Genomic DNA, 14116 nt, shown 5'->3' with positions numbered 1-14116 from the left:
TTAAAAAGGTAGTTTCCAGTGTCGGAAACTACCTCAATAGAGACCTGTTTTTCGAATAATATAAATATTAATATAATCCCAGTTCGGCCAATGCCGCAAATTGGGTTCCATCCCATGAGTTGCTGGCAATAATTTTGAAATACCGGAAGGTTTGAGGTGAAGCAAAATTAAAATACTGAGCACCATCGTTATTAGCGGCCTGTTTATTAAAAACACTGGTAAAATTTACCCCATCGCTGCTGATCAGCAATTCGAAATCTTTAATTGCCCTGCTGGCACCAACCCGTTGTGTAAGGGAAAGCCCACCGTTTACAGTTTTAACAGAACCTAAATCAACAGTGATATAATGGGGATAAGTGGCGGCATTAGACGACCATCTGGAATGCCAGAAAGTAGTGGCCGATCCATCAATTGCATCAACTGCTTTACCCGCCGCAGCCGTTTCCTCTGAGCTAAAACCCGCAATAGACCATCCAGTTTTAGAGAGTTCTGTTCTGGTAGAAAAATCAAGAACAGGTACACCGCTCTGAAAAGTATAAGGATAAATGGTTTCGTTGATGATTCCATTATCATGTACCAATTTCACTTTAAGTTCGTACGGAATACCATTGGTTTTCACCTCTAGCTCAGCTATCGGCATTACTACCCTAAAACTATCTGTTCCGATAGGGCTGGAAGCCCAGGTAATGGCATTATAATCTTTATTGGTTCCTGTTCCTTCGTTGTTTACATTCGGATCATTATAATACAATATTTTACTTACCGTTCCGCTGCTGGTAAATTTTCCCGAAACCACTATAGCCCCCAAACCTGCATCATAATTGGCGTAAATCCTGTTTATTTTGGATGTAATGGTACCATAATAGGTTTTACTATCATTGTTAAACACTTCGCAGGCGTTAAATATGGCTGCTTCGGCATCCGTTAAAAAACTTGGTCTCACCTCCAGATAATAATTGCTCAACCACATCATTGGCATTTTATAATTGGCATTGGTACCATTGGCATAAATATTCTGCGATACCCATTGTCTGTCATGAGGAGCATTAAAGGCATGACCTAATTCGTGCATCATCCCGCCAACCCATTTGGCAAAATTATTACGCCCCGGGTTTAAAACCCCTTTTAATGCCATGTCCATATATGGATTGTCATTTGCAAAACAATATCTTCCATATCCGTAAAATGGCTGTACCCCTTCCAAAGGTTGCGGTCCTTCTGTAGTATTGTTATCGTAACCAAATGCGGGCACTAAAATGAGTACGTGGTTACTGGTTTTTAATCCGGGGTGTGAAGTAAAATAATTGTTGATCTCGGTGGTATACGCTGTAGCAGTAGTACCATAACTTGCTTTTGGGTTATCGCCCCGAATCAATATGATCTCTGCATTACCGGTTGTACCATCCTGCTTTAAACCAAAAGTTTTAGCACCGTAACCTGCATTATTCATGGCGTTACTGTACCAGCCCTGGGCATAAATCATGACGTCGCTTAAACGCTTTTTCCAGTTTGGCAGTGTATCCAGATCAGATGGAATAAAATAAACGATAGCAAGGTTTCTGGTTTGGGTAATAATGGTTCCGGTAGTGGCCTGCTTTCCTGGTCCCTGAGTTTTGCTGTCTCCAGTGCCACCTTCTGTAGCGAGTTCGGCCTTTTTGCATGATGATGCAAATAAAAGGGCACATAATAAGGTTAATAAGGTTGTGGTTCTTTTCATATAAGATGATTTTTAATAAAATTTGTTTAGGGCTTTGACCCTTGTGTTTGCATGATTACCCTAAGTTAAGACTAAAAAAAAGACAGAAACGCCTCTGTGGCTGTACAAATAAAAAACAAAAACATGTACTCACAACCCACTGTAAATAAAAGAATTAAACGAAAGAGCAAAAATTAAATGGACAGATAAATCACTGTTAATCCTCAGAAAACCAGCACCATGTAATCATGTATCGGGAATTATAATTAGAAAACTTCTTTTGTTTTTAAATCCTGCAGTTTTGGAGAAACCGCTTTACCGATACCGCTAAATAAAATCTTGATCCCCATTACTTTACCGATAGATTTTTCGTAACGGGTGCTCAGTACTTTTTTACCGTTAAGGATTACTGAAGCTTTCTTGTTTTCCACACGGATCTCAATATCACCTCCGTTTATCGGATCAAATGCCAGGGCTCCCAAAAACTGGTCTGATCCCAGCACTCTTTTTTCAGAAAACTTATACTGTGAAAAAGCCACACAATTGCTCCTGTTGAGGGTGAGCAGGTGACGGTGTATAGCGCCTAAAATGATAATGGTCGTCTCTACACATTGTGTACCTGGTCTGTTCTGTTCCGAAAAAACCCTACAGGTAAAAGAAAAATTATCACCACTGATATTTGAGGGCTTAATATTGCTAAAGCCTACCAAAAACGGCCTGTTAGTAGCCAAACCGGCAGAATCCAGCTGTTTTTTTGAAACATAAATATTTTTTGGATTCAATGGCTGTAAACCTGAAATCGGATATGCCCTCGAAGTATCGTTACCCGAATTGGCTACCCAACCTTTTGTTTGCATAAATATGGAAACGGTATCTATCGGCTTATCGTGATACAATAACGTAGCGTAAACCACACCTGGATTTCGAAAGAATTTAGCAATTTCCTTTTTGCCACTTATTGGCGACTGTAATGCTTCGTCCATAAAATCGACCTTATACTCATCTCCATCTTTAAGTGCTTTCTTTGATTTAAGTTTAAAAACGGCCGTATGTGGTACATTGCCAAAAGGATTTTCGCAGATCAACTCCGTATCACTGGGATCACCCTCAGCTTTCCATACCACAAACCATGCAATCAATGCAATGAGTAAAGAGGCCATTAAACCTGTATAGATATATGTTTTTTTATTGGATTTACGTTGCAGGTGAATGGGATTTTCTACTTCAACAAGTTTTTCAAATCCTTCGGGATTGGTCACTTCAGGCTGTGTTGACAAACTCACCAGTTCAAATTCCTGCCAATCGCGATAGCCTATAAACTGCGCAAGGGCGTCGCGGGTTGCCTTTTGAGGAAAATAGCGCTGTGGCGTTTTAAGTTGCCCAAACAGCCTTTTAAGGGTATTTACACTAAGATATACTTTTGTCTGTTTACCCAGTTGACTGCTTAGTTTGTTATAATCAGAAACACGCCACTCTTCTATAACTTTAGAACCCATTTTCTGGATAATAATCCTACAACAGATGTCCAGCGCATCAAAGGCAGATTGATTACTCGGCTGTACTGAATTCGGCTCCATCACTTATTCACTTTATGTATTCGTTAGGGATTCTTTTTTGCAACCAGTTTACTAAACCATCAGTATTCTTTGTAAACTTTGTTTACAAACATATAAATAACAGTTTAGATAGTTATATATAAAATTGCGCTTTTTTAATCTTTTTTAAATAAGAATAACTGCAATATGTTTTTGCCCCCAGACTAAGTTTGGAGTTGAGCGTTTGGAGTTTGGAGTAGATTAATAAACCTCGCGTTGAGCGTTTGGCCTCAGTTAACCAATTAAAACAATTAACCGATTAACCAGTAGATTAGTCCAGAGTCTGAAGTCTTTAGTCCAAAGTCGACTAATCCATCAGCAACCTGGTTATCAACTATGAACCATGGGCCAGTTAACCAATTTACAGTTGCCAGTTTAAAGTTAACCAGTTTAAACAATTAACCGATTAACCACACTAAGTTTGGAGTTGAGCGTTTGGAGCAGATTAATAAACCTCGCGTTGAGCGATTGGCCTCCGTTAACCAATTTAAACACTTAACCGATTAACCAGTAGATTAGTCCAGAGTCTGAAGCCTTTAGTCCAAAGTCGACTAATCCATCAGCAACCTGGCTATCAACTATGAACTATGGGCCAGTTAACCAATTTACAGTTGCCAGTTTAAAGTTAACCAATTAAAACACTTAACCGATTAACCAGACTAAGTTTGGAGTTGAGCGTTTGGAGTTTGGAGTAGATTAATAAACCTCGCGTTGAGCGTTTGACCTCAGTTAACCAGTTTAAACAGTTAACCGATTAACCATCAAACCAAAATATCGTTTTTTACCAATATAATCTTCAAGATTTGTATTTTAGAGATATGAACATTACCTATAAGTTAGATGTGATCCCGAAGCCGGAAGAAGTGATCGAACTATTTATCCACGCGGGACTAAAAAGACCAACAGAACCTGAAAGGATAGCCTCGATGTTAAAAAATGCAGATGTATTGGTTACTGCCTGGCAGGAAGACAAACTTGTTGGCATTTGCAGAACCATTACGGATTGGGTTTGGTGTGCTTATTTAGCAGATCTTGCCGTATTTACGGGATCTAAAAGTGCAGGGATTGGCAAAGAAATGATTGCCATTACGCGCGAGAAAATCGGACCGCAATGTATGCTCCTCCTGTTATCGGTACCTACCGCTTTCGAATATTACCCTAAAGTAGGTTTTAATAAGGAAGACCGTGCATTTAGTATAGAACGAACGTTATGATTTTACACCTATGAAAAAGATTATTCTAGACTTAGCTGTTACCCTTGATGGATTTATAGAAGGCCCGAACGGCGAAATTGATTGGTGCATTATGGATGGCGATGCCAATTTTAACGATTTTTTAGATGGTATTGATTCGATCTTCTACGGACGGATCAGCTATGATTTATGGGGCAATTACCTCCCCGGAGAAGAAGAAAACGAGTTGATGAAATCAATTTCGCAGAACATCAACAGCAAGAAAAAATATGTGTTCTCCCATTCCAAAACCGATGATGGCACCAGTGCTGTTTTTATCCATTCGGATATTGAAAAAACGGTAAATGAAATCAAAAATCTTCCCGGTAAAGACATCTGGCTGTATGGTGGTGCAAAACTGATCTCAACTTTTCTAAACGCAGGACTGGTTGATGAGTTGCAATTGGCTGTGCATCCGGTTATTTTAGGCGGCGGGAAATTATTGTTTAATGAGATTACCAATCGCGTGAGATTAACATTAAAAGAAACCAAAACTGCTCCATCGGGTGTTATTCTGCTTACTTATGAAGTAGTGAGATAGCTGAGCGCAGAGCGCTTGGGGTTCGGCGTTTGGAGCATAGTGTTTGGAGCAGAGGGTTGATAACTGGTTTGGTAGTCGGAAGTCTGTAGTCAATTACCTACCATTCGATTGTCACCCTGAGGGATAATTTATTGCATAAAAATCAATATGATTGACGTATAAATTATTTTTTTGCCCTGCTGCTCCGTCTTGCCTCGGCTCGCCGCCGCCGAAGGGCTCTTTCTTTTTGGCATCAAAAAGAAACAAAAAATGCCGGCTGAAAATTTTTCTTTGGAAGCCAGTAGAGTGGCTTGGTCAGTGGGCCCCGAAAAATTTGTTAGGCCGGGTCTTAGTTGAACGTGGATGAGGTGCTTTGGCCTAACTGGGAGGAAATGCAAATGCCTTTAAGTTGCTCATTAATAAATAATTAAAAAATAACGTCAATGGTAGCGGAGTCGAAGGGCTAATCTGGTTAAACAGCCTTGCGTTTGGAGCAGAGGGTTGATAACTGGTTTGGTGGTCATGAGTCGGAAGTCTGTAGTCAATTACCTACCATTCGATTGTCACCCTGAGCGGAGTCGAAGGGCTAATCTGGTTTAAGTAGCCTTGCGTTTGGAGCATAGCGTAGATAACCAGTATGGTAGTCCTGAGTCGGAAGCCTGTAGTCAATTACCTACCATTCGATTGTCACCCTGAGCGGAGTCGAAGGGCTAATCTGGTTTAAGTAGCCTTGCGTTTGGAGCATAGCGTAGATAACTGGTTTGGTAGTCCTGAGTCGATTAATCCATCAACATCCTGGCCATCAACTATGAGCCATTGACCAGTTGCCAGTTGTCAATTTTCAACTAACCGATTTAAACAATTAACCGATTAACCAGTTTGCAAGTTTACAGTTACCAGTTTTCAGTTGTCAATTTTCAACTAACCAATTTAACAATTAACCGATTAACCAGTTTGCCAGTTGCCAGTTTTCAGTTGTCAATTTTCAACTAACCAATTTAAACAATTAACCGATTAACCAGTTTGCCAGTTGCCAGTTCACAGTTGCCAGTTTACAATTAACCGATTTAAACAGCTTACAGTTAACCGCTTAACCACCCCAACCTACACTTTTATAAATATTTTTTAACAAGCGCAATCTTCCGCAGCAAATAGGCTGTTCCCCAGCTTAATCCCAGCGATAGTACAAAAACCAGGAAGAACTTAGCGCCTGCAGGTATATTAACATTCAGCAACCCAAACTGAAGCCAGGTGATGTAAACAAAATGCACCAGGTAAATTAAATAGGCATGGCTACTGAGCGAATCCCACCAGGTAATTTTTTTAACCACCAATTTGCTAAAAGTGCTGATAAAAGCGATGGATGTTAACGTGCAACACAGTACAAATAACGAATTGTTGAGTATGGCCATTTGCTTAATGTTAAGTTGTTGCCCCGTCAATACTTTGTTTAAAAAACCAGTCGAAAACACAAAAAAAGCAACAATCGCCAGTAAACACCATACAGGATAATACCTAACCGTTGATGAACTTTCAGCAAAAACTCCGGCACCAATCGCTAATCTTCCTACTGCTATCCCAATTCCAAAATAGGCAAAATAGAGGATTAAACGGCTGAGCTGAAAATCAAAAGGACCAATCCCGGTCCAACTGTATGGACCGAAATAAGCTGCCATGGGCAGATAGGCCAGCAAACCGATAAAAAACAAGATAATAAATACGGTAAAGGCTTTGGTGTTCTCCTTAAACAGTGTGGGATTGGATACTAACTTTTTCGTATAAAATAACCGGTAAGCAAATGCTGCGATCAGGTTGAAAACAAATAATAACCATAAAAACCAGGGCGGTCCAACCGGCCAGGCTTCTGTCGTAAAAAAATCTTTAACATAAGCCCAAATAGCTGTGTTGCCTTTTGCAAGATAATAGGAAGGGAAATAAGCCAAAAGCATCAGTAAGGTACCCAGCAATAAAAACGGAATCAATAAGCGGTACACTTTATCTTTCGTGAATGCTAACACCCCCTTTTTGGCGATACTCGAAAAGAAATAAAGCCCGCCAATAAAAAACATAAGCGACATAAAAAAAGTATCGTTAAAACCCACCAGATCATCGAGTAATGCCCACCTCCTGTTGTCTACCATTGCATGTGTAGACAAAATATAAGCATCTTTATTAAACACCGAAAAGGTGGTATAAGCCAGGGCAGCATGGTGGGCAACAACCAAAACAGTGATGGTAGCGCGTAAATAATCTACCCATACATTTCGCGAAGATTGATTGGCCATATCTTTTTTGCTTGCTTGATGTGACTACATTAAGGATAAATTTAACATCTAAATTGTAATTAATCATAAAAAAAGCGACAATCAAAAAATAATTTCATCAAATTAGAGACTGAGCAATAAGTAGATAGCCATCTATCTTAATATTCAAATGTGATCAAAATACTTGCTTTAATCTCGCAATTTCACCAATTTAGGTAAGCCACAGTTCATTTTTGGTTTTATAAAAGATAATATGGAAAAAACGATAAGCTTAAGGGGATTAACCACCATTAGTTATTGGGCAGATGATGTAAAGGCTGCAAAAAAATGGTATACAGAAATATTGGGCCAGGAGCCTTATTTTGAAAGGCCTGATGCCGAAAATCCGGCTTATATAGAGTTCCGTATAGGCGATTATCAGCACGAGCTTGGCATCATCGACCGAAAATATGCTCCGCCAATGCCGGCGCAGCCAGGGGGAATAATTGCTTACTGGCATGTTGACAACCTGGAAGAAACCCTCAACAGGCTCATTGCCCATGGCGCAACAGCGTACGGTCCGATAACCGAATATGGTGTTGGCTTTGTTACCGCCTCAGTTATCGATCCTTTTGGCAATATATTCGGTATTATGTATAACAAACACTATCTTGAAATATTAGAACAATCGGCAAAATAATATATCAATCATATTTTATGGAAGAATCGAAAAACGGCGTTCAGGCTTTTTATGCCAAAACACAGGCCGACTGGCGCCAGTGGCTCGCCGAAAACCATAAAAAAGAGGCATCCGTTTGGCTCATCATCTATAAAAAAGATGCAACAGCCAGTAGCCTACCGCATGCCAACGCGGTTGACGAAGCACTTTGTTTTGGCTGGATTGATAGCTTAACGATTAAGCGGGATGAGGAAAGCCGTTATCAGTTTTTCTCAAAAAGAAAAGCCAAAAGCAACTGGAGTGCCATCAACAAAAATAAGGCACTAAACATGATTGAACTAGGGTTAATGCACCCTGCAGGTTTACAAACGATCGAAACCGCCAAAGCCAACGGTATGTGGGACGCCCTAAATGATGTAGAAAACCTGATCGTACCCGATGATCTGAAAAAAGAATTTGGAACCAATAAAATGGCAATTGAACATTGGGAAAAATTCCCCCGTTCTTCCAAAAAAGCAATCTTAAAATGGATATCAGAGGCCAAACGTGAAGAAACAAGACTGGCCAGGATTAACGATACAGTGAAGTTAGCAGGAGACAATAAAAGAGCGAAGTAGATTTAGTCTGAAGTCCTTAGTCTGAAGTCCTCAGTCGCGAGTCCTCAGTCTGAAGTCCTTAGTCGCGAGTCCAGAGTCAATTAAACTCAACCCATGCGTCCTCCTGAACTTGTTTCAGGATCTATTTCAATATTAGTTTAATACTTGGAGATGTCAGTCAAACAACTAACCGATTAACTACAAAAGGTGGGCGTTTAGAGTTTGGCGTTTGGGGTCAAGGAACTAATGACCAATGAACCAATGACCAATAACCAATGACCAATAACCAATGACCAATGAACCAATGACCAATGAACCAATGACCAATGACCAATGAACCAATGACCAATAACCAATGACCATTGAACCAATGACCAATAACCAATGAACCAATAACCAATGACCAATGAACCAATGACTAATGAACCAATAACCAATCGTTAGTTTGTATCGAGTTACTTGAAAAGAATTTAGATTGATTGTGATATTACCTTTGAGATAAAAAGCTCCATCTGCTGCCCTAACTTCCATGACCAATCAGGCAGAACCTAAAGTTCATATTAAGGACAGCAGATTATTGAGTAATAGCCAGAGAGTATTTAGGGCCGAACCCATTATCACTATTTTAGCCACTCAGTTTGGAGCATAAAACAATTGTATTATGCAAATTTATGGAATTGATTTATCAAAGGACAAGTTCGATGTGAACTTTGTAAATGAAAAAGGAGTAGAAAAAAACAAGACGGTGAAAAACAACCTGCGTTCAATATCGTCTTTTTTGTCTGAAGTGCCTTCAGAAACCATCTTATGCGCAGAGCATACCGGTAGTTATGGCGATTTATTGGTTTACCTGAGCAACCAATGCGGTGTTCCCATTGCCTTGGTTTCTGGATATAGTGTTAAACACAGTCTTGGTCTGGTAAAAGGGAAGTCAGATCCTAAGGACGCCAGTCGTTTACGGGAATATGGCGAACGTTTTTTTGATAAACTCTCTTACAGCGAGTATCACAGTGCAGAGATCTCAGAGCTAAGACAACTAAGCTCACTTCGTTCACAGTTGGTAAAAGCACGCAAAAGCATACTCACAGGGGCCCATGCAAGAACGGTGATGCCTATACAGAGCCTGGCAGTTAAACGCCACTTAATGCTAACACTAGGTTTTCTGGATGCAGAGATTATTGAGGTAGAAAAAGAGATTGAACTGCTCATAAGGACTAATAAGGAATTAGCGGAGAACTATGATCTTACTATTAGTGTGAAAGGTGTTGGGCCAGTTATTGCAACAGATATGCTCATTAAAACGGGCAATTTTAAGATAATTGACACGGCAAGGAAAGCTGCATCTTATGCCGGGGTTTGTCCATTCCCAAATAGTTCTGGCAAGATGGTGGCCAAGTCGAGAACTGTTCCTTTTGCTGATAAAGGACTTAAATCTCTGCTATACATGGGAGCAAAATCAGCGGTTAAGCACAACAAAGAATATAGATTGTATTATCAGAAGAAAGTACAGGAGGGCAAACCACATTATCTGATCATGAATAATGTGGCAAATAAGATGTTAAGGACTATATACGCTGTATTAAAAACAAAAACACCATATAGTTCTGAACACATATGCCTAGACCCAAGAGAAATTAAAACAAACCGCTCTGAAAAAAAAGTGGCTTAAAACTTGTTTTTTATTAGAGTATATGAACTGATTAATTATTCAATTTATTCCTATACTCCGACGGTTTCATGCCTTTAATGGCTTTAAAAAATTTATTAAAGTTGGTTGGATTATTGAATCCACTGGCATAACAAACATCAGCAATAGAATAATCTTCAGATTGAAGCAATTTACAGGCATGGCCTATCCTGATCTCATTGATAAACTGGGTAAGCGATTTTTGTGCCCGCATCTTAAAAAACCTGCAAAAAGAATTCGGTGTCATGTTGCACAATTCGGCCACTTCATTCAGGTGTATATCGTTATGAAAATTTTTCATTAAAAACTGATATACCTTATTGATCCGGTTATTGTCTTTCTCATCATATTGGTTTTTAAAAGTAATACTGGAGAGATACTTAAAATCTTTTGATCGCGCCAAAATTTTAATAACTTCAATCACGGCTATTATATTTTCAAAGCCGTCGTTATCCGCCATAGCAAGCAAAATATGCTTTATTTTGTGGGTGGTTTCCGGATCAAATACAAGCCCTCGCGATGCCCTCGAAACCAAATCGGCGGCCAGCGCCAAAACATCCTGATCATCGGTTAACAAAGAAAAAAAATCGATACTAAAATAAACTACGGTAGATTTTACTGCTTTATCATCACTGTCTTCGTAAATTTTATCATTCTGCCAGATATGCGGAAGGTTTGGCCCCATCAGCACCAGGTCATCATCCTCAAAATTCCCGATATGATCGCCAACTATGCGTTTGCCATGGCTCCGTTCAATCCACACCAATTCGCACATATCGTGAAAGTGGAAAGACGAAATCAGCCGGTTATTGTCTATATGTTTGATATGGACAGATTTATTCCCCGAATGGTTAACATTGATAAGTTCAGACCTCATAATATTTCACAAAAAACCCAAATAAGTAAACTAAATTAATGATAAATAATGAAATATGGTTATTTAAGGTAAAAAAGTTTAAATAATTCCAAATATAGTTTTACAAAGAGATTTAGGCTGCGTGTACTTTAGTATAAGTAAACATTTTACTGCATATGGTATACACTGTACCTAACGATTAAATGTTTTTTTAACCAAAAAACTATATAAACTGTATGAAGAAAATTTTCCTATTTTGTTTCATGCTATTCCTGTCTGCACTGGCTTTTTCGCAAGATAAAACCATTGTAAAGGGAACAGTGCGAAATGCAGAGCAACAGCCCCTCGCCGGTGTTAGCGTGGGGGTAATCGGCCAGAATGTCGGCACAACTACCGATAATGAAGGCCGCTTTACCATCCAGATCCCCAAACCTGCGGGTGCAAGGCTCAGATTTAGCTTTGTGGGCTACTCTACATTAGAAATTTCCGCAAACGATCCGAAAGCGAGTAATATTACTTTAAAAGACGACGATCAGAATGAGCTGCAAGAAGTTGCTGTAGTGGCTTTCGGCACCCAGAAAAAAAGCTCATTAACGGGCTCTGTTACCACCATCAGTGCTAAAGATCTGAAAGGGCCAACCAGTAACCTCACCACTACCTTAGCAGGCCGCGTGCCAGGTGTTATTGCTTACCAGCGAACTGGCGAGCCTGGACAAGACAATGCCAACTTTTTTGTAAGGGGTGTAGGTACTTTTGGAACCGGAAAACAAGACCCTTTAATTTATATTGATGGTATCGAGAGTACACCTACCGATCTGGCCCGTATCAATCCCGATAATATAGATAACTTTTCAGTGTTAAAAGATGCTGCAGCAACAGCCTTATATGGATCGAGAGGATCTAATGGTGTAATGTTATTGACCACTAAATTAGGCGCACAGGGTGTTACCAGAATAAACGCCAGGGTAGAGAACAGGTTATCTACCAATACCCAAAATTTTAAACTGGCCGATAACATTAGCTATATGCGTTTGGCGAACGAAGCAATAACTACACGCGATTTTCAGAACCAGGGCGGTGTAAATCCACCTTATTCGCCAAATAAAATAGACAATACAGCTGCAGGCATGGATCCATTACTTTACCCAAGTAACAACTGGGTTGATATTTTAACCAAAAACAGCACCCGAAACCTTGCAGCAAACTTAGATGTAAGCGGTGGTAACGAAAAAGCTGTTTATTATGTAAGTTTAACTTACGATGAGAATAACGGTTTATTAAAAGAAGCAGGCCTGAATAACTTTAATACCAATGTAAAAGCCCTCTCCTATTCCCTATTATCAAACATCACCATCAATTTTACCAAAAGCACCAAGGCACTCATCAGTGTACGCGGTACATTTGATAACAACAGTTCTCCTGTTGGAGGCGGATCCCGGATTTTCACTTTGGCCTCGCAAAGTAATCCAGTGGCTTTCCCGGCTTTATATCCACAAAGTTTCTTGCCTTATGCTCAACATCCGTTATTTGGCAGTGCCTTATTACCCAATTCCAACAACCAGCTGTATACCAATCCATTCGCAGAGTCTGTAAAAGGATTTCAGGAATATAACAGGGCACAACTCGTACCCCAGATCACGATTAATCAAAATTTAGACGGTATTACAAAAGGACTAAGTGCCCGCGCAATGGCTTTTACGCAACGCGATGCCGATTTTACCCTCGTAAGGCAATACAGTCCATTTTATTATCAAGCCCGACAGGTTGGCGGAAAAACGATTTTAACTTCACTAAACGAGCCTACACCAGGCCAAACCACGCAACAAATTGGTACCGTACCAACCGAGTACCTTACTTATCTGCCATCGGCCAAAAACGTAAGTACGGTTATTTATGGCGAAGCGGTAATTAATTATTCACGCACCTTTAAAGAAGATCATTCCGTTGGAGGAAGGTTCATTACCACCGTTCGTTCTACTGTTAACGGTAATGCCAATACCTTACAATTATCGTTACCTAAACGGAACCTAAACTTTTTAGGCCAGGCCAACTATGCCTACAAAGATAAATACCTGGTAGATTTTAGTTTTGGCTACAATGGATCCGAGCGTTTTGCACCTGATAAACGTTATGGCTTTTTCCCGGCAATAAGTGCTGCCTGGATCGTGACCAAAGAAAAATTCATGGAGCCGCTAAACAAAGTGATTACAAATTTAAAACTAAGGGGCAGTTATGGTTTGAGTGGAAACGATCAGATCGGATCTGATGCCGATCGTTTCTTTTATTTATCAGAAGTACAATTAAATAATATTTTCACGAGCACTACATTTGGAGAAAATTACGGATATACCAGACCGGGCATCTCAACAAGCCGCTACGCCAACCCTAATATTACCTTCGAAAAAACAAAACAATATAATTTAGGTCTGGAGCTAAGTCTATTTAACGATTTCAATTTCGTTATCGAAGCCTACAAGAAAAATACTTCCGGTATCCTGTTAGCCCGAACGAATGTACCAACAACTGCCGGCCTACAGGCTGGTACCTTTGCAAACATTGGAGAGGCCAGCAGCAAGGGCATCGATTTTTCTTTCAACTATTACAAAAACTTTAACAAAAACTACTGGGCTAAGATATACACCACTTTCACCTATGCAGCAAGTAAGGTATTGTTCAACGAAGAACCCAATTATCCAGACAATCTGAAACATTTAAGCAGAGTAGGCCGATCAGCCGGACAGTTATATGGACTAGTTGCTGAACGTTTATTTACCGATGAAACAGAAGTTAGAAACTCACCACGCCAAAACTTTGGAATATATGGGGCCGGCGATATTAAATACCGTGATATTAATGGTGATGGGGTAATCAGTTCGCTGGATGTGGTGCCTTTGGGCCTGCCTAAAGATCCTGAGATTATTTACGGTTTTGGTGGTTCGTTCGGCATTAAACAGTTCGATTTTAGTTTCTTCTTCCAGGGGTCAACCCGTTCCTCATTTTTCATCAACCCAA

The 14116-nt window shown here is 39.9% G+C and carries 10 protein-coding genes; 6 read left to right on the top strand and 4 right to left on the bottom strand.

Translation table 11 applies throughout. The features are described 5' to 3' along the window. Window positions 1-67: 67 nt before the first annotated feature. Window positions 68-1717: a discoidin domain-containing protein gene (locus tag R2S57_RS29420; RefSeq protein WP_316848482.1), complete on the bottom strand. Its 1650-nt coding sequence runs from the start codon at window positions 1715-1717 to the stop codon at window positions 68-70. A 245-nt stretch (window positions 1718-1962) separates the two neighbouring features. Next, window positions 1963-3273, bottom strand: a complete 1311-nt coding sequence (locus tag R2S57_RS29415) for a hypothetical protein (protein ID WP_316848481.1) — start codon at window positions 3271-3273, stop codon at window positions 1963-1965. 836 nt (window positions 3274-4109) lie between these two features. Between R2S57_RS29415 and R2S57_RS29410 the strand changes: the two genes are divergently transcribed. Next, complete coding sequence (locus R2S57_RS29410; protein ID WP_316848480.1) at window positions 4110-4505, top strand: GNAT family N-acetyltransferase; 396 nt, start codon at window positions 4110-4112, stop codon at window positions 4503-4505. A gap of 10 nt (window positions 4506-4515) precedes the next feature. After that, window positions 4516-5064 carry a dihydrofolate reductase family protein gene (locus R2S57_RS29405; protein ID WP_316848479.1) on the top strand — a complete coding sequence of 183 codons (549 nt, stop codon included), beginning with the start codon at window positions 4516-4518 and terminating at the stop codon, window positions 5062-5064. A 1091-nt stretch (window positions 5065-6155) separates the two neighbouring features. Here R2S57_RS29405 and R2S57_RS29400 read toward each other — a convergent pair. Further along, on the bottom strand, window positions 6156-7328 hold the full coding sequence (locus tag R2S57_RS29400; RefSeq protein WP_316848478.1) for an acyltransferase: 1173 nt from the start codon (window positions 7326-7328) through the stop codon (window positions 6156-6158). Window positions 7329-7560: 232 nt separating this feature from the next. Here R2S57_RS29400 and R2S57_RS29395 point away from each other — a divergent pair, with 232 nt between their 5' ends. From R2S57_RS29395 to R2S57_RS29385, 3 genes are all read left to right on the top strand, one after another. Beyond that, window positions 7561-7986 (top strand): VOC family protein, encoded by a 426-nt coding sequence (locus tag R2S57_RS29395; protein WP_316848477.1) that lies wholly within the window; start codon window positions 7561-7563, stop codon window positions 7984-7986. A gap of 17 nt (window positions 7987-8003) precedes the next feature. Further along, window positions 8004-8582: a YdeI/OmpD-associated family protein gene (locus R2S57_RS29390; RefSeq protein ID WP_316848476.1), complete on the top strand. Its 579-nt coding sequence runs from the start codon at window positions 8004-8006 to the stop codon at window positions 8580-8582. Window positions 8583-9222: 640 nt separating this feature from the next. Beyond that, entirely contained in the window at window positions 9223-10230 is a 1008-nt protein-coding gene (locus R2S57_RS29385; RefSeq protein WP_316848475.1) for an IS110 family transposase, read from the top strand. Between the two features lie 31 nt (window positions 10231-10261). On the opposite strand, the gene R2S57_RS29380 is transcribed toward R2S57_RS29385, so the two are convergent. Next, window positions 10262-11125 carry an AraC family transcriptional regulator gene (locus R2S57_RS29380; protein WP_316848474.1) on the bottom strand — a complete coding sequence of 288 codons (864 nt, stop codon included), beginning with the start codon at window positions 11123-11125 and terminating at the stop codon, window positions 10262-10264. A gap of 215 nt (window positions 11126-11340) precedes the next feature. Between R2S57_RS29380 and R2S57_RS29375 the strand changes: the two genes are divergently transcribed. Beyond that, on the top strand, window positions 11341-14116 hold a 2776-nt coding region (locus R2S57_RS29375), incomplete at its 3' end, for a TonB-dependent receptor (protein WP_316848473.1).

This window comes from Pedobacter psychrodurus (assembly GCF_032678585.1).
Classification (GTDB): Bacteria; Bacteroidota; Bacteroidia; order Sphingobacteriales; family Sphingobacteriaceae; genus Pedobacter; species Pedobacter psychrodurus_A.
Note: the sequence above shows the minus strand (reverse complement) of the source record. Positions and strands in the feature narration are given on the sequence as shown.

Excerpts from the sequence above, each read along its gene's own strand:
- R2S57_RS29410 (WP_316848480.1), top strand. The coding sequence starts at position 4,110 with ATGAACATTACCTATAAGTTAGATGTGATCCCGAAGCCGGAAGAAGTG.
- R2S57_RS29380 (WP_316848474.1), bottom strand. The coding sequence starts at position 11,125 with ATGAGGTCTGAACTTATCAATGTTAACCATTCGGGGAATAAATCTGTC.
- R2S57_RS29420 (WP_316848482.1), bottom strand. The coding sequence starts at position 1,717 with ATGAAAAGAACCACAACCTTATTAACCTTATTATGTGCCCTTTTATTT.
- R2S57_RS29385 (WP_316848475.1), top strand. The coding sequence starts at position 9,223 with ATGCAAATTTATGGAATTGATTTATCAAAGGACAAGTTCGATGTGAAC.
- R2S57_RS29415 (WP_316848481.1), bottom strand. The coding sequence starts at position 3,273 with ATGGAGCCGAATTCAGTACAGCCGAGTAATCAATCTGCCTTTGATGCG.
- R2S57_RS29390 (WP_316848476.1), top strand. The coding sequence starts at position 8,004 with ATGGAAGAATCGAAAAACGGCGTTCAGGCTTTTTATGCCAAAACACAG.
- R2S57_RS29405 (WP_316848479.1), top strand. The coding sequence starts at position 4,516 with ATGAAAAAGATTATTCTAGACTTAGCTGTTACCCTTGATGGATTTATA.
- R2S57_RS29395 (WP_316848477.1), top strand. The coding sequence starts at position 7,561 with ATGGAAAAAACGATAAGCTTAAGGGGATTAACCACCATTAGTTATTGG.
- R2S57_RS29400 (WP_316848478.1), bottom strand. The coding sequence starts at position 7,328 with ATGGCCAATCAATCTTCGCGAAATGTATGGGTAGATTATTTACGCGCT.